18 protein-coding genes are annotated in these 22,155 nt (G+C 54.9%); 3 read left to right on the forward strand and 15 right to left on the reverse strand.

Going from position 1 to position 22,155, the window contains the following annotated elements:
- Nucleotides 1–218 precede the first annotated feature (218 nt).
- Nucleotides 219–1,877 (forward strand): glucan biosynthesis protein D, encoded by a 1,659-nt coding sequence (locus C1Y41_RS08150; protein WP_039385544.1) that lies wholly within the window; start codon nt 219–221, stop codon nt 1,875–1,877.
- 29 nt (nt 1,878–1,906) lie between these two features.
- Here C1Y41_RS08150 and C1Y41_RS08155 read toward each other — a convergent pair whose 3' ends face one another.
- From C1Y41_RS08155 to lrhA, 15 genes are all read right to left on the reverse strand, one after another.
- Nucleotides 1,907–2,359, reverse strand: coding sequence for a GNAT family N-acetyltransferase (locus C1Y41_RS08155; RefSeq protein ID WP_104085227.1), 453 nt, complete (start codon nt 2,357–2,359; stop codon nt 1,907–1,909).
- Nucleotides 2,360–2,494: 135 nt separating this feature from the next.
- Nucleotides 2,495–3,952, reverse strand: a complete 1,458-nt coding sequence (gene nuoN, locus C1Y41_RS08160) for an NADH-quinone oxidoreductase subunit NuoN (RefSeq protein ID WP_039385550.1) — start codon at nt 3,950–3,952, stop codon at nt 2,495–2,497.
- Nucleotides 3,953–3,958: 6 nt separating this feature from the next.
- On the reverse strand, nt 3,959–5,479 hold the full coding sequence (gene nuoM / locus C1Y41_RS08165) for an NADH-quinone oxidoreductase subunit M (protein ID WP_039385553.1): 1,521 nt from the start codon (nt 5,477–5,479) through the stop codon (nt 3,959–3,961).
- Nucleotides 5,480–5,703: 224 nt separating this feature from the next.
- The gene (nuoL, locus tag C1Y41_RS08170) at nt 5,704–7,539 is read right to left on the reverse strand and encodes an NADH-quinone oxidoreductase subunit L (protein WP_104085228.1); all 1,836 of its coding nucleotides are present in this window, start codon (nt 7,537–7,539) and stop codon (nt 5,704–5,706) included.
- Nucleotides 7,536–7,838 (reverse strand): NADH-quinone oxidoreductase subunit NuoK, encoded by a 303-nt coding sequence (nuoK, locus tag C1Y41_RS08175; RefSeq protein ID WP_013509877.1) that lies wholly within the window; start codon nt 7,836–7,838, stop codon nt 7,536–7,538. The genes nuoL and nuoK overlap by 4 nt, the downstream gene beginning before the upstream one ends.
- On the reverse strand, nt 7,835–8,386 hold the full coding sequence (gene nuoJ / locus C1Y41_RS08180; protein ID WP_039385563.1) for an NADH-quinone oxidoreductase subunit J: 552 nt from the start codon (nt 8,384–8,386) through the stop codon (nt 7,835–7,837). The genes nuoK and nuoJ overlap by 4 nt, the downstream gene beginning before the upstream one ends.
- Before the next feature lie 10 nt (nt 8,387–8,396).
- Nucleotides 8,397–8,939, reverse strand: a complete 543-nt coding sequence (nuoI, locus tag C1Y41_RS08185; protein WP_039385566.1) for an NADH-quinone oxidoreductase subunit NuoI — start codon at nt 8,937–8,939, stop codon at nt 8,397–8,399.
- A gap of 11 nt (nt 8,940–8,950) precedes the next feature.
- Entirely contained in the window at nt 8,951–9,928 is a 978-nt protein-coding gene (nuoH, locus tag C1Y41_RS08190; RefSeq protein ID WP_039385568.1) for an NADH-quinone oxidoreductase subunit NuoH, read from the reverse strand.
- Entirely contained in the window at nt 9,925–12,648 is a 2,724-nt protein-coding gene (nuoG, locus tag C1Y41_RS08195; protein WP_071668056.1) for an NADH-quinone oxidoreductase subunit NuoG, read from the reverse strand. The genes nuoH and nuoG overlap by 4 nt, the downstream gene beginning before the upstream one ends.
- 112 nt (nt 12,649–12,760) lie before the next feature.
- Nucleotides 12,761–14,101, reverse strand: a complete 1,341-nt coding sequence (gene nuoF / locus C1Y41_RS08200; protein WP_039385572.1) for an NADH-quinone oxidoreductase subunit NuoF — start codon at nt 14,099–14,101, stop codon at nt 12,761–12,763.
- On the reverse strand, nt 14,101–14,616 hold the full coding sequence (gene nuoE, locus C1Y41_RS08205; protein ID WP_039379025.1) for an NADH-quinone oxidoreductase subunit NuoE: 516 nt from the start codon (nt 14,614–14,616) through the stop codon (nt 14,101–14,103). The genes nuoF and nuoE overlap by 1 nt, the downstream gene beginning before the upstream one ends.
- 2 nt (nt 14,617–14,618) lie before the next feature.
- Nucleotides 14,619–16,418 carry an NADH-quinone oxidoreductase subunit C/D gene (nuoC, locus tag C1Y41_RS08210; RefSeq protein WP_039379028.1) on the reverse strand — a complete coding sequence of 600 codons (1,800 nt, stop codon included), beginning with the start codon at nt 16,416–16,418 and terminating at the stop codon, nt 14,619–14,621.
- Between the two features lie 116 nt (nt 16,419–16,534).
- Complete coding sequence (locus C1Y41_RS08215) at nt 16,535–17,212, reverse strand: NADH-quinone oxidoreductase subunit B family protein (protein ID WP_039379030.1); 678 nt, start codon at nt 17,210–17,212, stop codon at nt 16,535–16,537.
- Between the two features lie 15 nt (nt 17,213–17,227).
- Nucleotides 17,228–17,671, reverse strand: coding sequence for an NADH-quinone oxidoreductase subunit A (locus C1Y41_RS08220; protein ID WP_039379033.1), 444 nt, complete (start codon nt 17,669–17,671; stop codon nt 17,228–17,230).
- Between the two features lie 648 nt (nt 17,672–18,319).
- Nucleotides 18,320–19,243, reverse strand: coding sequence for a transcriptional regulator LrhA (gene lrhA / locus C1Y41_RS08225; protein WP_039379035.1), 924 nt, complete (start codon nt 19,241–19,243; stop codon nt 18,320–18,322).
- A 960-nt stretch (nt 19,244–20,203) separates the two neighbouring features.
- Here lrhA and C1Y41_RS08230 point away from each other — a divergent pair.
- Both C1Y41_RS08230 and yfbR read left to right on the forward strand, forming a co-directional pair.
- Entirely contained in the window at nt 20,204–21,421 is a 1,218-nt protein-coding gene (locus tag C1Y41_RS08230) for a pyridoxal phosphate-dependent aminotransferase (protein ID WP_039379037.1), read from the forward strand.
- Between the two features lie 120 nt (nt 21,422–21,541).
- Nucleotides 21,542–22,141 (forward strand): 5'-deoxynucleotidase, encoded by a 600-nt coding sequence (gene yfbR / locus C1Y41_RS08235; protein WP_039379039.1) that lies wholly within the window; start codon nt 21,542–21,544, stop codon nt 22,139–22,141.
- The last annotated feature ends 14 nt before the right edge of the window (nt 22,142–22,155 follow it).

Consider the following 22,155-nt stretch of genomic DNA (forward strand, 5'->3'; position numbering starts at 1 on the left):
TTGCGTCTGTGCGCTCCGTAAAAACGTGACGGCTTTGTAAAAACAGGCCGGATCCCCCTGAGCGACAGAGAATCTGCTTCGTTTATTTGATTAATCTGATAAATTTTCCGGCGAGTGAATTTTTTGATTGCGCCACTGTCGTAACCCCCTGTAGCCCGACGCTAACCGTCTGGAAACAGACACAATACACCCGAGCAGCTAAGGATTAGAATTCCGGCATGAATCGTAGAAAATTTGTGAAAGCGTCCGTCGCTCTGTCAGCCCTGAGTGGCATGACCGGGCTCTCCTCGCTGTTTGCGCAATCTGCATGGGCCGATGACGGCATCGCCGACGGCAAAGCCGTGCGCTTCGATTTTGATGTATTGAAACAGAAGGCCGCCGCGCTGGCGAAAAAGCCCTGGGGCGGTGCGCCCGGTGCGCTGCCTGACACGCTGGCGACCCTTACGCCGCAAGCGTACAACGAAATTCAGTATGACGCTCAGCACTCGCTGTGGAACAACGTCGCCGATCGCGAGCTGGACGTGCAGTTTTTCCACGTCGGCATGGGATTTAAACGGCGTATCCGCATGTTCTCTGTTGATGCGGCCAGCCGCGAAGCACGGGAAATCCACTTTCGCCCGGAGCTGTTTAAGTATCATGACGCCGGCGTCGACACGCAGCAGCTGGCGGGTAAAAACGATCTCGGCTTTGCCGGTTTCCGCGCGTTTAAAAAGCCGGAGCTGGCGCGGCGTGATATCGTCTCTTTCCTCGGGGCCAGCTACTTCCGCGCCGTGGATGAAACCTATCAGTATGGCCTCTCCGCCCGCGGCGTTGCTGTTAACACGTTCAGCAACGGTCAGGAGGAGTTTCCTGATTTCACCGCGTTCTGGTTTGAAACGCCAAAAGCAGACGACACTACCTTTGTCGTGTATGCCCTGCTGGATGGTGCCAGCCTGACCGGTGCCTACAAATTCACCATTCACTGTGAAGAGAAACGCGTGGTGATGGAAGTGGAAAACCACCTCTATACACGTAAAGCGATTCGTCAGCTCGGCATTGCGCCGATGACCAGTATGTTCAGCTGCGGTACCAACGAACGCCGCATGTGCAACACCTACCATCCGCAGATCCATGACTCCGATCGCCTGGCGATGTGGAGCGGCAGCGGTGAATGGATCGCCCGTCCGCTTAATAACCCGCAGCGCCTGCAGTTCAACGCCTATAAAGATGAAAACCCGCGCGGCTTTGGTCTGCTGCAGCTGGATCACGACTTTAAAAATTATCAGGATGTGATTGGCTGGTACGACAAACGCCCGAGCCTGTGGGTCGAGCCAACCGGCAAATGGGGTAAAGGCGCGATTAATCTGATGGAGATCCCTACCACCGGGGAAACGCTGGATAACGTGGTCTGCTTCTGGCAGCCAGAGGAGCCGATTCAGGCGGGCAGCGAGCTGAACTTTGGCTATAAGCTCTACTGGAGCCAGCTGCCGCCGGTGCGCAGCGATCTGGCGCGCGTGGATGCGACCCGTACCGGCATTGGCGGTTTTCCCGAAGGCTGGGCGCCGGGTGAACATTTCCCGGAGACCTGGTGCCGCCGCTTTGCCGTAGATTTCATTGATGGCGACCTGAAAGCAGCCGCTGCCAGGGGCATTGAGCCGGTCATTACCGTTTCATCAGGCACGTTCAAACAGGTAGAGATCCTCTACGTTGAACCGATTAACGGTTATCGCATTCTGTTTGACTGGTATCCGAACAGCGATGCGACCACGCCTGTGGAGATGCGCCTGTTCCTGCGCACCAAAGATGAGACGTTGAGCGAAACCTGGCTCTACCAGTATTTTCCGCCACCGCCCGATCAGCGTAAATATACCGATGACCGGCAGATGACGCCGGGCTGATAACGATAACGGCGAGGCTTCCCTCGCCGTTATATTTTCTGCATGCCGATATGCGGAATCTCATCTTCAAGGTAAACAGCAGTGACCGCCTGAAAACCGAGCCGGCCATAAAACCCCTCAAGGTGCGCCTGCGCCGACAGATAAATTGCCTGCCCGGGCCAGTGCGTTTCACAGCTGTTCAGCACCTGTTCCATCAGCCGGTAGCCCAGCTTCAGCCCGCGCGCCTCTTCAGAGACAATCACCCGCCCCACAACGACTGCCTTATCCGGCTGCGCGGGTGTCAGTATGCGCGCGCAGGCCAGCAGCTTCCCTTCAAGAAAACCGAGGATATGACGGTTTTCTGCAGCCAGATCCTGGCCATCCAGATCCTGATAGGGGCACTGCTGCTCCACAATAAAAACCCGGTTACGCAGCGCCAGCAGCGTATAGAGTTGCTGTGCCGTCAGTTCCTGGTGGTGGCAATCAAGCCATGCTATTTTCACAGATATCCTCCTCTTCAAATGACAATATTCTGAGACTACTCCGCCGGCCGAAGTAACACCATGATGGTAGCGGCCATCGATACAGATAAAAAAAATCAGGCCCGGAGGCCTGATTTTCGTCAGCAGAATGCATCGTTACATCAGCGGTTGCGCCATCTGCACCAGCCTGATGAGCGGCTGCGGATAAACACCCAGCAGCAGCACCAGAATGGCGGAGATCAGGACAACCACACCACCCGCGGTAAACGCCCAGTTAGCAGGCGTATCACGCGTATGCAGCTCTGGCGGGGTGAGATAGAGGCTCACCGTTACGCGCAGATAGTAGTACAGGCCGATGGCGCTGCCGGCAACGACTGCAGCAGTCAGCCACCAGAGATGCGCATTCACACCGGATGCGATAACGTAAAACTTACCGATAAAGCCCAGCGTCATCGGAATACCCGCCAGCGACAGCATCATCACCGTCATGACCGCTGAGAGTACCGGACGATGCCAGAACAGGCCGCGATAGGAATAGAGCGAGTCAGCATCCGGACCGCGATACGGGCTGGACATCAGGCTGACCACGCCAAACGCACCCAGGCTACTGAACAGATAACCCGCCAGGTAGACGCCAGCCGTTTCCAGCGACAGCTGATGCGTTTTCACCGCAATCAGCGCGACCAGCAGATAGCCGAGATGAGCGATAGAGGAGTAGCCGAGCAGACGCTTAATGTTGCTCTGCGAAATCGCCATCAGGTTACCCACCAGGATAGAGACAAAGGCAATAATCCCCAGCACGGTGCGTACCGCTTCGCTGTCGGTCAGCGGCGCGTACATAAACAGGCGCATAATGACACCAAAGATAGCGATCTTGCTGGCGGTTGCCAGGAAGGTCGATACCGGTGCAGGCGCGCCCTGGTAAACGTCCGGCGTCCAGAGGTGAAACGGCACCAGCGACAGCTTAAAGCCCAGGCCGATAATCATCATTCCCAGTCCCACCAGCAGCAGCGGCTGCTGGATCATGCTGTCGGTCAGGCTGTTACCCAGCTGAACAAAGCTCAGGCTGCCGGAATCGGCGTAGACCAGCGCAATACCAAACAGCAGAAACGACGAGGCGGCCGCAGAAAGAATGGTGTATTTCAGCGCCGCTTCCAGCGAACGTTTCTGCCGGAAGGCGTAGCCAATCAGGCCAAACAGCGGCAGGGAGAGCAGCTCAATACCGATAAACAGCGCGGCGAGATGGTTGGCACTTGCCAGCACCACGCCACCCAGCGCGGCAATCAGCACCAGCAGGTAAAACTCATCCTTGTTATCCGGGAAGCCCGCCAGCCAGGGATAGGCGAACGTACAGGTCGCCAGACTCGCCAGCATCACCAGCGCGGTATAAAACATGGAGTAGCCGTCAACGCGCAGCAGCGGCGTGACATCCATTGCGCCCGCCTGACCAACAAACCACAGCGACACCAGCGCAAGGTTCAGGCCAATAACGGTCAGCGTGGCATTAACGAAGTGGTTGCGTCGCCACGCAATGGACAGCATCACCACCACCACCGTCAGTCCGACGATCAACAGCGGCAGTAGCGCGATCAATTGTTGAGGAGTTATTGTCATGGCGAATTACGGCCTTGTAGTTGAAATTGAAGCGGTAAACCACTGCTGAATATTACTCATCGCAGCATGGGACGTATCGAGAATCGGCTGCGGGTAGACACCCAGCAGCACCAGCAGCACGACCAGCACGCCGATGGTGGCAAATTCGCGTACTGACATGCCCGGCAGCGGCTCTTTCGATTTCGCTTCGCCATAGTAAGCACGCTGCATCATGATCAGCGAGTAGACCGAGGCGAACACCAGCCCAAAGGTGGCAATCACGATAATCACAGGCACGACCTGGAAGCTGCCGGTCAGGATCATGAATTCGCCCACAAAGTTGCCGGTCCCCGGCATGCCGAGATTCGCTACCGCAAAAAAGAGTGACAGACCCGGGATCCATTTGATTCGCGACCACAGACCGCCCATCTGACGCATATCGCGGGTATGCAGACGTTCATACAGCTGGCCGCACAGAATAAACAGTGCCGCGGCTGAAAGACCGTGAGCAATCATCTGGATAACCGCGCCCTGGAAGGCCAGCTGGCTGCCGGTATAGATCGCGATCAGCACAAAGCCCATGTGCGAAATCGAGGTATAGGCGATCAGACGTTTAATATCGGTCTGCGAGAACGCCATCCAGGCACCATAGAAGATGCCGATAATGCCAAGCCACATCGCAATCGGTGCAAATTCAGCTGAAGCGTTCGGAAACAGCGGCAGGCTAAAGCGCAGCAGACCATAGGCTGCGGTTTTCAGCAGAATACCGGCCAGATCGACGGAGCCGGCAGTCGGCGCCTGACTGTGTGCATCGGGCAGCCAGCCATGAAGCGGCACCACCGGCATTTTCACCGCAAAGGCGATGAAGAAGCCCAGCATCAGCAGCCATTCGACATTGCGTGACATCGGCGTTTTCAGCAGTTCTTCATAGCTGAAGGTCCAGACGCCGGTCGCATTGTAGTGCACAAACACCAGCGCCAGAATCGCAATCAGCATCACCAGACCAGACGCCTGGGTGTAAATAAAGAACTTGGTCGCCGCCGTGATACGGGTTTTACCATCCGACGCTTTATGTCCCCAGAGCGCGATGAGGAAATACATCGGCACCAGCATCATCTCCCAGAAGAAGAAGAACAGGAACATGTCGATGGCAAGGAATACGCCGATAACGCCGCCCAGGATCCACATCAGGTTGAGGTGGAAAAAGCCCTGATACTTCTCAATCTCGTTCCATGAGCAGAGGACTGCCATCAGGCCCAGCAGACCGGTCAGTACCACCATCAGCAGTGACAAACCATCAATTGCCAGGTGGAAGCGAATACCAAAGCGCGGGATCCACGCAACATCAAAGCTTGATTGCCACTGCGGCAGACCGCTGGCCTGCGTCAGCGAATAGCCCCCCTGCAGCCACAGCTGCAGGCCAAGCGCCAGCGTGAGCCCCATGGTGATCAGGGCGATCCAGCGTGGTACTTTTGCGCCAAGCCGTTCAGCCAGCCAGCAGAGCAGGCCCCCGACGAAAGGTATTATTATTAGCCAAGGTAATAGCACGGCATACTTCCCTTTTTTTAACCTGGTTTCGAGCTATCCTGCTTGCCCGTTTCGTTTCCGGCAGTGCCTGCAATCCTTACGTACATCAGTACGCTCCGGTTGCTGTGCGCTGGCGATAACGAAACGGGCTGCGCCGATTACGCTTCGTCATTCAGGCAATTTTCACATTCGCTATCAGGAAGAGAAGCAGTTTCTGTCATCTTCTCTTCCAAGCCCATCAATCTTTACATCACCAGCATCAGGGCAAGCACCACAACGGCACCCACACTCATGGAGGCAACATACCAGCGCAGATACCCGTTCTCGCTGACAACCAGACCTTTATTACCAATACGCGACAGCAGCGCAGGCAGGTTCATCAGTGAGTTCAGCGGATCGCGCTGCAGCAGCCAGGCGATACCGAGATAGGGTTTGACAAAGACTTTGTCATACAGCCAGTCAAAGCCCCACGCGGCAAACCACCAGGTGCCGAAGAAGCGGCCCGGTGCGCTGTTGGCTACGCGGGTCACCAGCTGACGCTTGCCCAGCCAGAGTGCAGCAGCAATCAGAATACCGCTGACAGCGACCAAGCCTGAGGCGATCTCCAGTGCCATTTTGCCGTTTTCACCAAATTCATTTTCCGGCAGTACGCCTGCCAGCGGAGGCGTTATCAGCGCGCCAATGAAGGTGGAGAGAATCAGCAGCACAATCAGCGGCAGATGATGGGTAATGCCTTTACCGGCATGCGCGTGGATCTTCTCTTTGCCGTGGAACACGATAAAGATCATGCGGAAGGTATAGATAGAGGTAAGGAATGCCCCGACCAGACCGGCAACCATCAGATTGATGTGACCATTAGCCAGCGCACCAAACAGGATCTCATCTTTACTGTAGAAGCCTGCGGTAATAAGCGGCAGCGCAGCCAGCGCGGCACCGCCCACCAGGAAGCAGGCATAAACCAGCGGAATACTCTTGCGCAGGCCACCCATTTTGAAGATGTTCTGCTCATGATGGCACGCCAGAATAACGGAGCCAGACGAGAGGAACAGCAGCGCTTTAAAGAATGCATGCGTCATCAGATGGAAAATCGCCGCATCCCACGCCTGCACGCCCAGCGCCAGAAACATGTAGCCAATCTGACTCATGGTTGAGTAAGCCAGGACGCGCTTGATATCGGTCTGAACCAGCGCAGCAAAGCCCGCCAGTACCAGCGTGATAGCCCCGACAATGCCCACCAGGTGCAGAACGTCAGGCGTCAGCAGGAACAGGCCGTGGGTACGGGCGATCAGATAGACGCCCGCCGTTACCATGGTTGCCGCATGGATCAGCGCTGAAACCGGCGTCGGACCCGCCATCGCATCCGCCAGCCAGGTCTGCAGCGGCAGCTGAGCCGATTTACCTACCGCGCCACCCAGCAGCATCAGGGTCGCCCACTGCAGCATGCTGTTGTCGGCGGCAAAGTGTGCCGGTGCCAGCGCCATCAGCTCGCGGAAGTTCAGCGTGCCGAGTTCGTTGTAGAGAATAAACAGCGCAAAGGCCAGGAACACATCGCCCACGCGGGTGATGATAAAGGCTTTCATGGCCGCTTTGCCGTTGTCCGGATTGCTGTAGTAGAAGCCGATCAGCAGATAGGAGCAGAGCCCTACCCCTTCCCAGCCGAGGTACATCAGCATCAGGTTATCAGCCAGAACCAGTACTACCATGCTGGCGATAAACAGGTTGGTATAGGCGAAGAAGCGCGAATAGCCCTCTTCACCACGCATATACCAGGAGGCGAACATATGGATAAAGAAGCCGACGCCGGTGACGACAGAGAGCATGGTCAGCGACAGGCCATCCAGCACCAGGTTCACTTTAATGTCAAAGTTGCCAACCTGCATCCAGGTCCACAATGCCTGCGTAAACGGCTGTTGCCCCTGACTGAAAAACTCCATGCCCGCATAGAGCGTGGTCAGGGCTGAAAGACCGACCGACCCCATTCCGACAGCGGCTGACAGGTTCTCCGACCAGCGGCCCCGGGAAAACGCTAACAGCAAAAAGCCAATTAGCGGAAACAGTACAGTTAAATAGAGAAGATTCATCCGCGCATCTCGCTCACTGTGTCAATGTTCAGCGTCTGACGACGACGATAGAGCTGCAGCAGCAGAGCCAGGCCAATACTCGCTTCCGCTGCCGCAAGGCTGATTGCCAGGATATACATCACCTGACCATCTGCCTGCCCCCAATAGCTGCCCGCTACCACCAGCGCCAGCGCTGCGGCGTTGATCATGATCTCCAGACCAATCAGCATAAAGAGCAGATTACGGCGCAGCACCAGCGAGGTCAGGCCGAGAACAAAGAGCACCGCAGCCAGAATCAGGCCATGTTGTAATGGGATCATGCCTGTCCCTCCTTATTGGATGCCGCATCCGTGACGCGATGGCTCATCACTTCAGCGTGACGATCGTCGCGACCGATATGGAAGGCCACCACCAGGCCTGCCAGCAGCAGCATTGAAGCCAGCTCAACTGCCAGAACATACGGGCCAAACAGGCTGATACCGACCGCTTTTGCATCGATAACCGTGCCATCAATACCCTGATCGGTGGCGGTGAGAATAGCGTAAACCATCACCACCAGCAGCAGCGCTGAAACGATGCCGGGTCCCACCCAGAGCGAGGGCTTAAGCCACTCGCGTTCCTGCTCCTGCTGCTGCTTGCCGAGATTAAGCATCATCACCACAAACACAAACAGCACCATAATGGCACCGGCGTATACGATAATTTCCAGCGCGCCTGCAAAGTAGGCACCCATGGCAAAAAACGCGCCGGCAATCGACAGCAGCGAAACAATCAGGTACAGCAGCGCGTGTACCGGGTTCGTATGCGTGATAACGCGCAGCGTCGTCAGCACCGCCACCAGTCCGCAAAGATAAAACGCAAATTCCATACCTGGCTCCTTAAGGTAGTAACCCTTTGACGTCGATAGGTTTGGCTTCGTTTTCCGCGTCGCCCTTCTCTTTTCCGTCGATCGCCATACCCGCCATACGATAGAAGTTGTATTCCGGGTATTTGCCGGGTCCCGAGATCAGCAGATCCTGCTTCTCATACACCAGGTCCTGACGCTTAAACTCACCCAGCTCAAAATCAGGGGTCAGCTGAATCGCAGTGGTCGGACAGGCTTCTTCACACAGGCCACAAAAAATGCAGCGTGAAAAGTTGATGCGAAAGAATTCCGGATACCAGCGGCCATCCTGCGTCTCTGCTTTCTGCAGCGAGATACAGCCGACCGGGCAGGCTACTGCGCAGAGGTTACAGGCAACGCAGCGCTCTTCACCGTCAGGATCGCGCGTCAGCACAATGCGACCACGATAGCGCGGCGGCAGATAGACCGGCTCTTCCGGATACATCTGCGTTTCGCGTTTGGCAAAGGCGTGCATGCCGATCATCCAGATACTGCGCACTGTCGTGCCGAAGCCAACGACAATATCTTTTAATGTCATCTCAATACCCCTTACTGCGCGTTGTACAGAATCACTGCGGCGGTCGCCAGCAGGTTCAACAGCGTCAACGGCAGACAAACTTTCCAGCCGAACGACAGCACCTGGTCATAGCGTGGACGCGGCAGCGCAGCACGGATCAGGATAAACATCACCATGAAGAACGCCGTTTTCAGGGCGAACCAGATGAATGGCGGCAGGAAAGGTCCATGCCAGCCGCCAAAGAACAGCGTGACAATCAGCGCGGAAACCGTGGTAATGGCGACATATTCACCCACAAAGAACAGACCGAACTTCATACCGGCATATTCAATATGGTAACCGTCAGCCAGCTCCTGTTCCGCTTCCGGCTGGTCAAACGGATGACGGTGACACACCGCTACCCCGGCAATACAGAAGGTCACAAAGCCAAAGAACTGCGGAATGATGTTCCAGAGGTGCGTCTGGTTTTCAACAATCGCATTCAGGTTAAACGATCCCGCCTGCGCCACTACGCCCATCAGCGACAGGCCAAGAAACACCTCATAGCTCAGCGTCTGCGCAGAGGCACGCATCGCACCCAGCAGCGAGTATTTGTTGTTACTCGACCAGCCGGCAAACAGCACGGCGTAGACGGCCAGACCCGCCATCATCAGGAAGAACAGCAGACCGATGTTCAGATCCGTGACCATCCAGGTGGGTGAAACCGGTACAATCGCAAAGGCCAGCAGCAGCGATACAAAAGCAATAACCGGTGCCAGAGTAAAGATGAAGCGGTCGGTAAACGGCGGTACCCAGTCCTCTTTAAAGAACATTTTGATCATATCCGCCGCCAGCTGGAGTGAACCGCCCCAGCCGACACGGTTAGGTCCGTAGCGGTTCTGCCATAAGCCGAGCAAACGACGCTCGGCAAAGCTCATGAACGCCCCGCAGGCTACCACGACCAGCAAAATTACAATCGCCTTAACCACCTGCAGAATGATGTCGATAACGTCCGATGTCAGCCAGCTCATTGCGCAGCCTCCTGCAGTTGATCAATTTGCGCATGCGCAAGGAACGGCGGCACACCCGGCATGCCGAGCGGCAGACCAATCTGACCCGGCTGCAGGAAAGCGGAGAAGCGTACCGGCAGGCGCAGTGTTTCGCCGGCGCAAACCAGCTCTGCGGCAGCGCCGTGATTGACGCCAAGCTTCTCTGCATCCGTTGGGTTAATCACCAGCTCAGCCGGCACCATACGCTTCTGGAATGTCGGAGAGCGCTGCGTCATCTCTTCACTGCCAAACAGCCGGTAGTAAGGCGCAACGCGGAAATGGCTGCCGCTGGCAAACCGCTCCGGCACGTTGCTAAACCATGGCAGTGAGCCTTCGCCCGCTTCAAACAGCCGGACACCCGGATCGCCATTCCGCAGTTTGCCGCCAACTTCATCCTGGAATTTGTTCCACGCCTGCGGTGAGTTCCAGCCCGGCGCCCAGGCAAAGGGGATCTGCGAGCGCGGTGCTTCAGGCTGGTTGTTCCCTTCCATTGAGAAGGCAAACATAGTGTCTTTATCCTGCGGCTGACGTGGCTCATGTACGCTGATATTGGCGCGGGCGGCAGTACGACCACTGGCGCGATGCGGTGAACGCGCCAGCTTCTGACCGCGAATGCGAAAGCTGGCATCCGGTGCCGCATCTTTGATGCCTTTCAGCTGTGGCAGCGCAATAATCGCCGCATCAATCACGTGATCCAGCTGCGTCCAGTCGATATGACGGCTCTCCAGCGCGCTGTGCAGCGAATGCAGCCAGCGCCAGCTTTCCAGCATCACAATGCTGTTGTCATAGTAAGCGGGATCGTAAACCTGGAAGAAGCGCTGCGCGCGACCTTCATGGTTGATTGAGGTGCCATCACTTTCAGCGAAGCTGGCCGCGGAGAGCACCATACCGGCTTTCTCCAGCGTGGCGGTCCGCTGGTGGTCAACCACAATCACGCCTGACGCCTTCTGTAGCGCAGCGTCGACGCGGGCTTTCGGCGCGTGGCGATAGAGATCGTTCTCCAGCACTACCAGCGCATCCGCTTCGCCGTTTGTCAGCTGATCCAGCGCCGCATCCAGCGAGTGACCGCCCATCATGCCCAGGCCCATGCTATTAGCCGCGCCGGCCAGCAGGGTGATCCCTACGTCGGCACCGCGGGCTTTCAGCGCTTTCGCCACGTTTGCAGCCGCCTCAATCATCGCGGTCGTGCCGGAGTGGGTGCCGGAGATAATCAGCGGCTTTTTCGCCCCTGCCAGCGCCTGCACTACCACATCAATTTTGCTGCTGAGTGACTTGTCGATATCACTCACCGCGGGTGCGCTCTCATCCAGCGCGCTGGCGATGGCAAACCCGAGGCGCGCCTGATCTTCTACCGGGGCGCGATAGCTCCACGCCGCGATATCATCCAGACGGGTTTCATCGACGTTAGTGACAAACAGCGGATGTTTCGCATGCTGACCGATATTCAGGATGGCGGCGATCTGCCAGTCTGCAACTTTCTGCGCGGCTGCCATCTCGCGTGCTTTGCCTTTTACGGCCTGGCGCACTGACAGCGCGACGCGCGCGCCCACCTGCGTCAGATCTTCGCCCAGCACCAGCACGGCATCGTAACTTTCCATTTCGCGCAGTGAAGGCGTATAGATACCGCTGTTCTGCAGCACGTTCAGCATCAGTTCAACGCGCGCCTGCTCTCCTGCTGGCATGCCGGTTGAGAAGTTGCCGGCACCCACCAGCTCACGCAGGGCAAAGTTGCTCTCGATGCTGGCGCGGGGTGAGCCGATACCGATCACGCGTTTCGCCTGGCGCAGCATGTCAGCCGCAGCGTTAACCGCCTGCTCTGCGTTCAGCGTAATCGTATCGCTGCCGCGCAGTTGATGCGGGTGACGCGGGCGATCTTTGCGGTTGACATAGCCATAGCCAAAACGACCGCGATCGCAGAGGAAGTAGTGGTTTACCGTACCGTTATAACGGTTTTCAATACGACGCAGCTCGCCATAGCGCTCGCCGGGACTGGTGTTACAGCCGACGCTGCACTGCTGGCAGATGCTGGGCGCAAACTGCATATCCCATTTACGGTTATAGCGCTCAGAGTGCGTTTTATCGGTAAACACGCCAGTCGGGCAGATCTCAACCAGGTTACCTGAAAATTCGCTCTCCAGCGTGCCATCTTCCGGACGACCAAAGTAGACGTTATCGTGTGCGCCATAGACGCCCAGATCTTTGCCGTCAGCATAATCTTTGTAATAGCGAACGCAGCGATAGCAGGCGATACAGCGGTTCATCTCATGGGAGATAAACGGACCAAGATCCTGATTCTGGTGCGTGCGCTTGGTAAAGCGATAACGACGGAAGCTGTGGCCCGTCATTACCGTCATATCCTGCAGATGACAGTTACCGCCCTCTTCGCAGACCGGGCAGTCGTGCGGATGGTTCGTCATCAGCCACTCTACGACGCTTTCACGAAACTCTTTCGCTTCGCCATCATCAATAGAGATAAAAGTGCCATCCGATGCCGGTGTCATGCAGGACATAACGAGGCGGCCGCGGGTATCTTCGGCATTCTGGAATTGCTTCACCGCACACTGGCGGCAGGCGCCTACGCTGCCGAGCGCCGGATGCCAGCAAAAATAGGGAATATCAAGGCCCAGAGAGAGACACGCCTGTAGCAGGTTGTCCGCTCCGTTCACATCATATTCTTTACCGTCTACATGGATTGTAGCCATAGTGAACATGCTTCCGTAAGGCTCGTCCGGGGACGAGCGTTAAACATCAAATTCTGTTATCCCGCTTTTCAGCCGGACTGGCGTCTGGCGCCTTCCGTCTACGGTGGTCTGCTTACCAGCGCGTTTTCAGCAGGTTAGGCTGAATACCGCCGATAGAACGGGTATTGCCAAACACCTGCGGCGCAATGCCGGCTTCAAACTCTTCACGGAAATATTTAATTGCGCTCTGCAGAGGCTCAACCGCGCCTGGTGCATGCGCACAGAAGGTTTTACCCGGGCCCAGCTGACGGCAAAGCTGCAGCAGCGTTTCGATATCACCCGGCTGCCCCTGCTTCTGCTCCAGCGCGCGCAGGATCTTGACGCTCCACGGCAGGCCGTCGCGGCACGGCGTACACCATCCGCACGACTCACGGGCAAAAAACTCTTCCAGGTTACGCACCAGCGACACCATATTGATCTCGTGATCTACCGCCATCGCCAGCGCCGTACCCAGACGGCTGCCCGCTTTACCGATGCTGGCAAACTCCATTGGCAGATCGAGATGCTGGTCGGTCAGAAAATCGGTTCCGGCACCGCCTGGCTGCCACGCCTTAAACTTCAGGCCATCGCGCATACCGCCGGCATAATCTTCCAGAATCTCGCGGGCGGTGATGCCAAACGGCAGTTCCCAGACGCCAGGGTTTTTAACGCGGCCGGAGAAGCCCATCATTTTGGTGCCGGCATCTTCACTTTTAGACAGCCCTTTGTACCACTCCACGCCGTTCAGGAAGATAGCTGGCACGTTGGAGAGGGTCTCAACGTTGTTAACGCAGGTTGGCTTGCCCCAGACGCCGGCGCTGGCCGGGAACGGTGGCTTTGAGCGCGGGTTAGCACGACGCCCTTCCAGCGAGTTGATCAGCGCCGTCTCTTCACCGCAGATATAGCGGCCCGCGCCGGTGTGAACAAACAGTTCAAAATCAAAACCGGTGCCGAGAATATTTTTACCGAGATAGCCCGCTTCTGTAGCTTCGGCGATGGCGCGACGCAGGTTCTCTGCTGCTTCAACATATTCACCGCGCAGGAAGATGTAGCCGCGATAAGCTTTTAGCGCGAAAGCACTGATCAGCATGCCTTCCACCAGCTGATGTGGCAGCTGCTCCATCAGCAGGCGGTCTTTATAGGTGCCTGGCTCCATCTCATCCGCGTTACACAGCAGATAACGGATATTCATGGACTCATCTTTTGGCATCAGACTCCACTTCAGGCCGGTGCTGAAGCCCGCACCGCCGCGCCCTTTCAGGCCAGAGTCTTTGACCGCCGTAACGATTTCATCCTGGCTCATGCCGTTCAGCGCTTTTTCGGCGCCAGCGTAGCCATTTTTGCTGCGGTACTCTTCCAGCCAGACCGGCTGTTTGTCGTCGCGCAGACGCCAGGTCAGCGGATGCGTTTCCGCAGCACGAATAATGGGTTTCATCATTGATACTGCTCCAGTAGCGAGGCGATACCTTCCGGCGTCAGGTGAACGTGCGTATCGTCATTCACCATCATGGTCGGCCCCTTATCGCAGTTGCCGAGGCAGCAGGTAGGCAGCAGCGTAAAGCGGCCGTCTGCCGTTGTCTGGCCGGGTTTAATATGAAGATTCTGTTCCAGCGCTGCCTGAATGCCCTGATAACCGGTAATGTGGCACACCACGCTGTCGCAGTAGCGGATCACGTGACGGCCAACCGGCGTACGGTAAATCTGGCTGTAGAACGTTGCCACGCCTTCGACATCGCTGGCCGGAATACCCAGCACATTAGCAATTGCGTGAATAGCGCCATCCGGCACCCAGCCCCGCTGTTTTTGCACGATCTTCAGCGCTTCAATTGAGGCTGCGCGCGCATCCTCGTAGTGATGTTTTTCATGCTCAATAGCGTGGTGCTCGGCCTCGCTCAGCACAAAGACCTCATTCGGGTCGATGGTTTGAATGGCAATTTTTTGATCGTGCATAATTAGCGGTCCACGTCTGACATAACAAAATCGATACTACCGAGGTAGACGATGAGATCGGATACCAGGCTGCCGCGGATCACTGACGGGATCTGCTGCAGGTGCGGGAAGCTTGGCGTGCGCACGCGGGTGCGGTAGCTCATGGTGCTGCCGTCGCTGGTCAGGTAGTAGCTGTTGATCCCTTTCGTCGCCTCAATCATCTGGAACGATTCATTGGCGGGCATCACCGGTCCCCAGGAGACCTGCAGGAAGTGGGTAATCAGGGTTTCAATGTGCTGCAGCGTACGCTCTTTCGGCGGCGGCGTGGTCAGCGGATGGTCCGCTTTGAACGGCCCTTCCGGCATATTGTTCAGGCACTGCTCCAGAATACGCAGCGACTGCCACATCTCTTCCATTTTCAGCTGTACGCGGGTGTAAGCATCGCTGATGCCTGCGCCAACCGGAATTTCAAAATCGAAGTTTTCGTAGCCTGAATAAGGACGCCACTTACGCACGTCAAAGTCGAGACCGGTTGCACGCAGACCCGCACCGGTTGTGCCCCACGCCAGCGCTTCATCCATATTGTAAGCGGCTACGCCCTGTGAGCGTCCCATCAGCACGGTGTTGCGCAGTGCCGCTTTGTCATACTCTTTCAGGCGTTTTGGCATCCAGTCGAGGAACTCACGCAGCAGACGCTCCCAGCCTTTCGGCAGATCGTGCGCCACACCACCGATACGGAACCAGGCGGGATGCATGCGGAAACCGGTAATCGCTTCCACGACATCATAAATTTTCTGACGATCGGTAAACGCAAAGAACACCGGCGTCATTGCGCCAACGTCCTGAATAAAGGTTGAGATGTAGAGCAGGTGGCTGTTGATACGGAACAGCTCAGAGAGCATCACGCGAATGACGTTAACGCGGTCTGGTACCGTGATCCCGGCCAGTTTCTCTACGGCGAGTACGTAAGGCATTTCATTAACACAGCCGCCCAGATACTCGATACGATCGGTATAGGGGATATAGCTGTGCCAGGACTGCCGCTCGCCCATCTTCTCGGCACCGCGATGGTGATAGCCAACGTCAGGTACGCAGTCGACAATCTCTTCACCGTCGAGCTGCAGGATGATACGGAAAGCACCGTGCGCAGAGGGGTGGTTCGGGCCAAGGTTAAGGAACATAAAGTCCTCATTGGCCGTGCTGCGTTTCATGCCCCACTCTTCTGGTTTGAACGTCAGCGACTCCATCTCCAGATCTTCTTTCTGCTTAGTCAGCGTAAAGGGATCGAACTCAGTCGCGCGCGCCGGATAATCTTTACGCAGCGGGTGCCCTTCCCAGGTCTGCGGCATCATAATGCGCGTCAGATGAGGATGCCCCTGGAACGTAATGCCAAACATCTCCCAGGTCTCGCGCTCATACCAGTTGGCGTTGGCGAAGATAGTGGTGATGGTTGGCACATTCAGATCGTTTTCAGATAACGCCACCTTGAGCATAATGTCGCGGTTACGTTCAATAGAAAGCAGATGATAGAAAACGGAAAAATCCGCAGCAGGCAGGCCTGCGCGGTGGGTACGTAAACGCTCATCAAAGCCATGCAGGTCATACAGCATGACATAGGGCTTAGGCAGTTTGCGCAGAAACGTTACAATTTCCAGCAGCTGTTCGCGCTTTACCCAGACTACAGGAATGCCGGTGCGGGTTGCCTGAACAGTAAAGGCGTCCGGCCCAAAACGATTACGCAGCTCGCCGATCACCGGGTCATCCAGGTGCTCACGGGTTTGCCATGCTGGCTGAGCGAGATCTTGCGTGGTCAAATCTGTCATACGTTACTCACCATTCCGGCCTGTTATCAGGCACTCAAAAGAAGGCGTCAGGATGGCGGCACACACTACGTTGTCATTTTCTGCTGTGGCCGTTACTCCATCCGTGTACGGGATACTTACACTTCGTCCGGGGTTCTCAGGTTAGTGACGGCAATGCGCTCGCCACGTTTCCTTTCACGTTCAGACTGCATGTTGGCGCGATATACACCCTGGTCACCGACTACCCATGAGAGTGGACGGCGCTCTTTACCGATCGACTCACGCAGCAGCAGCAGCGCCTGCATATAGGCTTCCGGACGCGGCGGGCAGCCCGGAATGTAAACATCCACCGGCAGAAATTTATCCACACCCTGTACGACAGAATAGATGTCATACATCCCGCCTGAGTTAGCGCAGGCACCCATAGAGATCACCCATTTAGGTTCCAGCATCTGATCGTACAAACGCTGAATAACGGGTGCCATTTTGGTAAAAGGCGTACCGGCAATAACCATAAAGTCAGCCTGGCGCGGCGAGGCGCGCATAACTTCAGCGCCAAAGCGTGCCACGTCATGCACCGCAGTAAATGACGTGGTCATTTCTACATAGCAGCAGGAGAGGCCAAAGTTATAGGGCCAGAGAGAGTTCTTACGACCCCAGTTCACCATGTCATGCAGAGCGTGTTCCAGCTTGCCCATATAAACGCTACGGTGAACGTGCTGTTCCAGAGGATCGGTAACAATCTCCTGTTTCTGCAGAGGATAGCGATCGCCATCCCCGCCGTTCGGGTCTACGCGTGTCAGCGTGTAGTCCATCTTATTGCCTCGCTTTTACTGCTTATGAGGGTTGGTGTGACTGTGGCTGACCGGGCTTGATTTGACCACTACGCGACGACGCGCAGGAGCCCAATCCAGCGCGCCGATGCGAACCAGATAAACCAGGCCTGCCAGGAGCACCAAAATGAAAATTGCGGCTTCGACAAAGCCGACCCAGCCGCTTTCGCGAATGGAGGTCGACCAGGCGTATAAATAGAGGGCTTCCACGTCGAAAATAACGAAAAACATGGCAACCAGATAGAATTTTGCAGAGAGGCGGATGTGGGTATCGCCAACCGATTCAATACCAGACTCAAACGGGGTGTTTTTGTAACGCGCTTTAGCACGTCCACCAAGCAGCCAGCCGCCGGTTAACATAAAGGCACAAAGGCCAAATGCGATCACAATAAATACAATAAACGCCCAGTGATGAGCGATGACTTCGGTGGTTGTTGACATACGCTTTGCTTACTCATCAAAAGTGGCGATGGCATCCTGCACTGTTGCAGCAAACACACCACATCGATTCAAGGGAAGGATAAAAACCTTATAAACGTTGCTGTCTTTCCTGATTAGGCAGCAATTTTATGGGGTTTTTTACTCCTTTCTATAACCTTTTGTCAACTTTGACAAAAGTATCCAAACATTATTTTACACCCGCATCATATTATTAACATATACCCTCATCAGCGCCAGCTAAATCGCTTCAGTTTGTGCGGTTAATTTCAGTGTAGCGGGGTTTTACATGAATGGATCGTGCGTTTAACACTCACATTTTGACAGGTCTTCCGCAGATTTCCCTCTCCCTGACAGGGTTATTTTTTTGATCCAGAACACACTTCTGCGCTTTTAGCTCTAAAAAGCAGCGCATATGGCAGGATCGGTTAGTGCAAAGAAGGCATTTTTTGATAAAAAATTTCTAAAATGACGGGAATTGAAACAACTGCTCGTTTTTCGGAAAGCCTGATAATTATCGGCCATAAAAATGCGTATCTGGCCCCGGATAACAGGCAAAAAAAAAGCCTTAGTCGCAGTTACGCCGACTAAGGCTTTTTTATAGCAATTATACAGCGCGTAACGCGCGTATTACTGCAGTGTCGCTACGGCTTACTCTTCATCATCCAGCAGCAGTGAGCTATCCGGATTTGCACTGAGATTGTAAGGATCGTTCGTCGATTGCATGGCGTTGAAAATGGCCAGCGCCAGTTCATTATCGCTGTCAGCGTTACGGCACAGCAGGTATTGCGTATCCGGTAACACTGGCAAACCTTCGGCTGCGCCCATTACGCGCAACTCAGGACTCATCATTTCAACCGGACGTGCCGTTACGCCCAGACCGGCTTTAACGGCCGCGCGCACTGCTGCCAGCGTTGATGCCACGTAAGAGATACGCCATGGAATACCCGCTTCGTTCAGATGGTCTATCGCCATATCGCGATACGGGCTTGGTTCATCCAGCAGTACCAGAGGAATCGCTTCGCCGCGCTGGAAAATATAGTCAGCGGCACAGTACCAGAGCGTTGGTGAAGTACGCAGTACCTGATGCGTGAAGTTACCCGGGCTGGACGTGGTCACAACCAGATCGACTTCTCCCTGGTTCAGCATCTCCATCATAAACGGGTTACGTTTTACACGTACATCGATGGCGAGCTTTGGATAGACTGACGTCACCCGGTTCAGCAGGAAAGGCAGAATGGTATCTGACGTGTCATCAGAGGCTCCGATAGTCAGAACGCCCTGAATATTGCTGTACATGAGTGAGGTGCAGGCTTCGTCGTTAAAACGCAGGATTTTCCTGGCATAGCCAAGCAGCTGGATACCGTGCTCCGTCAGAAGTTTGTTACGTCCATGTCGGGCAAACAGCTCTTTACCTACCAGTTGCTCCAGACGTTGCATCTGCTGGCTTACCGCTGACTGGGTTCTGCACACGGCCGCCGCCGCCGCTGCAAACGTATTCAGGTCTGCAACAGCAACAAATGTACGCAGCAGATCGAGGTCGAGATTCAGTATCGGACGATTTGCATTAGTCATGATTTTTTTCTTCACTTTATAAGATTTTTAGAACTACTACCCTGGTGTATTGCCACAAAATCAAAGAGATAAGTGGCAATGGTGCTTACTGACAATCTCCAGAGGAGATCGTCTTAAAACCGAGTTCAGGCGGGTAATGACGAGCGTACGTTCTCTGGCAGCAGAGAGGCGGCGTCATTAGAGACAGAACAACTTCAGGGCCAAAGACAAGAGTCGTACCGGTGCTGGAAGCTGTGTAGTTGCCTGGTTGCCTGCATAAAAGGTTGCAGAGCAAAAAAAGAGATAACACGTTGTTATGTCGAAACGAAGCCATAAAGTGCTTCAAATAATAAATTATACTTAATCATTTTTACGCTTTAAAGGGAAATGTTTTCGTGCAAAACATCAAATTTTTTGCTTAATAAGCCCGTTTAGCCCCTCCGGCAACGCCAGGGTTAAATTTTGACCACTTGGTTTGTAAACTTATTTGGAGCGATAAAGTTACAGAAAAACGCTCATTGCCCGCCAGTATTGCGATCGTACCCGTTGCTATTCGCGCAATTTCTATGCTGAGACTGCGCATAAGAATGCAGATATTGCCGCTGCGCCATGCATGAGTTAACGCCAGCTGAATAAAACAGCATCATTTAGCAAGATACGCTTAACTATTTCATTGCGCAGCTAATCATTAGTATGGAAAGCATAACCCGGTTTTCTTATGACAGAGGGGCAGCTGGCGTAGCCGTTACAGGCAAATCGCATCGCTATGTACCAAAATAATAGTCTTGTAAATTAACCACAGGCAGTCATAAAAACCAATTTAATCGGCATATCACCATAATTACGCTACCCACACCGGGAATCTGTCTCAATCACGCCAAAAGCCGCTGCCACCCTTCTTTTGTTATCGGGAGAGGAGTAAATTGGGCAGGTTTTAACTGGGTGGCGGGTTAAAGGACTCTGCCCGAAAAGGCGGCAACGATGAATTTCCAAATTGATAAATCCGGTAAGCTGGAAAATGTCTGTTACGACATTCGCGGACCGGTACTAAAAGAAGCAAAGCGACTTGAAGAAGAAGGCAACAAGGTTCTCAAGCTGAATATTGGCAACCCAGCGCCGTTTGGTTTTGAAGCACCTGATGAAATTCTGGTCGACGTTATACGTAATCTGCCTGGCGCGCAGGGATACTGCGACTCCAAGGGGCTCTACTCTGCTCGTAAAGCCATTATGCAGCACTATCAGGCGCGTGATATGCGCGACGTTACCGTTGAAGATATCTATATCGGCAATGGGGTATCAGAGCTGATCGTGCAGGCGATGCAGGCGCTGCTCAATAGCGGCGATGAGATGCTGGTGCCGGCACCGGATTACCCACTGTGGACGGCAGCCGTTTCACTCTCCAGCGGCAAAGCTGTCCATTACCGATGCGATGAGTCAGCCGGCTGGTTTCCGGATCTGGATGATATCCGTAGCAAAATCACACCGCGCACGCGTGGAATTGTGATTATCAACCCCAATAACCCGACCGGCGCGGTTTACAGTAAAGAGCTGCTGCTGGAGGTGGTAGAAATAGCGCGTCAGCATAACCTGATCATCTTTGCTGATGAAATCTATGACAAAATCCTCTACGACGATGCGCAGCATCACTCCATTGCGGCGCTGGCACCCGATCTTCTGACGGTGACCTTTAACGGTTTGTCTAAAACCTATCGCGTGGCCGGTTTTCGTCAGGGCTGGATGGTGCTAAACGGGCCGAAAAAGCACGCCAAAGGCTATATTGAAGGCCTGGAAATGCTCGCCTCTATGCGCCTGTGTGCCAACGTGCCCGCTCAGCATGCGATTCAGACCGCGCTGGGAGGCTACCAGAGCATCAGCGAGTTTATCGCCCCTGGCGGACGGCTCTACGAGCAGCGCCAGCGCGCCTGGGAGCTGATTAACGATATTCCCGGCGTAAGCTGCGTTAAACCGCAGGGCGCGCTTTACATGTTCCCGCGTATCGATCCGAAAAAATTTAATATTTATGACGATCAGAAGATGGTGCTCGACTTCCTGCTGCAGGAAAAAGTGCTGCTGGTACAGGGCTCCGCCTTTAACTGGCCACATCCGGATCACGTGCGCATTGTTACTCTGCCGCGGGTAGACGATCTGGAGATGGCGATCGGCAAGTTTGGACGTTTTCTGCAGGGTTACCGGCAGTAAGTCACCTTCTGCTGCAGCCAGCCAGGCGCTTAACCTGTCATGTACCTGGCTGCAGTCAGGTATATACTGTATGCATTCCAGGGAGGGGTTTCCTCCCCGCTGTGCTGACAGGATGCTGTAATGACTCAAAGCCACTTTTTCGCTCACCTCTCCCGCCTGAAACTCATCAATCGCTGGCCGCTGATGCGCAATGTGCGTACAGAAAATGTCTCTGAACACAGCCTGCAGGTCGCGATGGTGGCGCATGCGCTGGCAGTGATCAAAAATCTGAAATTTGCAGGTGAACTCAATCCCGATCGTATTGCAATGCTGGCGCTCTATCATGATGCCAGTGAAGTGCTGACCGGCGATCTGCCAACGCCGGTTAAGTATTACAACGCGCAAATTGCGCATGAATACAAAAAGATTGAGAAAATTGCCCAGCAAAAGCTGATTGAAATGCTGCCGCCCGAATTGCAGGAAGCGTATCGGCCGCTGATTGATGAACACCACTATAGCGCGGCCGAACAGGCTGTGGTGAAACAGGCTGACGCTCTCTGCGCCTATCTGAAATGCCTTGAGGAGCTCTCTGCCGGCAACCATGAATTTTCACTGGCTAAAACACGGCTGGAGAAGACCCTGACCGAGCGGCGTTCACCTGAAATGGATTATTTTATGGAGGTGTTCGTCCCGAGCTTTACTCTGTCGCTTGATGAGATTTCACAGGAGACCCCGCTCTGAGCGAGCGGGTATCA

It is taken from the genome of Pantoea sp. ICBG 1758, from assembly GCF_002928325.1.
GTDB classification, from domain to species: Bacteria; Pseudomonadota; Gammaproteobacteria; order Enterobacterales; family Enterobacteriaceae; genus Pantoea; species Pantoea eucrina.

Bases quoted from the DNA above. Each gene is read 5' to 3' on its own strand.
- C1Y41_RS08215 (WP_039379030.1), bottom strand. From the start codon at position 17,212: ATGGACTACACGCTGACACGCGTAGACCCGAACGGCGGGGATGGCGAT.
- C1Y41_RS08150 (WP_039385544.1), top strand. From the start codon at position 219: ATGAATCGTAGAAAATTTGTGAAAGCGTCCGTCGCTCTGTCAGCCCTG.
- yfbR (WP_039379039.1), top strand. From the start codon at position 21,542: ATGACTCAAAGCCACTTTTTCGCTCACCTCTCCCGCCTGAAACTCATC.
- nuoK (WP_013509877.1), bottom strand. From the start codon at position 7,838: ATGATCCCATTACAACATGGCCTGATTCTGGCTGCGGTGCTCTTTGTT.
- nuoG (WP_071668056.1), bottom strand. From the start codon at position 12,648: ATGGCTACAATCCATGTAGACGGTAAAGAATATGATGTGAACGGAGCG.
- nuoJ (WP_039385563.1), bottom strand. From the start codon at position 8,386: ATGGAATTTGCGTTTTATCTTTGCGGACTGGTGGCGGTGCTGACGACG.
- nuoI (WP_039385566.1), bottom strand. From the start codon at position 8,939: ATGACATTAAAAGATATTGTCGTTGGCTTCGGCACGACAGTGCGCAGT.
- nuoH (WP_039385568.1), bottom strand. From the start codon at position 9,928: ATGAGCTGGCTGACATCGGACGTTATCGACATCATTCTGCAGGTGGTT.
- nuoF (WP_039385572.1), bottom strand. From the start codon at position 14,101: ATGAAACCCATTATTCGTGCTGCGGAAACGCATCCGCTGACCTGGCGT.
- C1Y41_RS08230 (WP_039379037.1), top strand. From the start codon at position 20,204: ATGAATTTCCAAATTGATAAATCCGGTAAGCTGGAAAATGTCTGTTAC.
- lrhA (WP_039379035.1), bottom strand. From the start codon at position 19,243: ATGACTAATGCAAATCGTCCGATACTGAATCTCGACCTCGATCTGCTG.
- nuoE (WP_039379025.1), bottom strand. From the start codon at position 14,616: ATGCACGATCAAAAAATTGCCATTCAAACCATCGACCCGAATGAGGTC.
- nuoC (WP_039379028.1), bottom strand. From the start codon at position 16,418: ATGACAGATTTGACCACGCAAGATCTCGCTCAGCCAGCATGGCAAACC.
- C1Y41_RS08220 (WP_039379033.1), bottom strand. From the start codon at position 17,671: ATGTCAACAACCACCGAAGTCATCGCTCATCACTGGGCGTTTATTGTA.
- nuoL (WP_104085228.1), bottom strand. From the start codon at position 7,539: ATGAATCTTCTCTATTTAACTGTACTGTTTCCGCTAATTGGCTTTTTG.
- nuoN (WP_039385550.1), bottom strand. From the start codon at position 3,952: ATGACAATAACTCCTCAACAATTGATCGCGCTACTGCCGCTGTTGATC.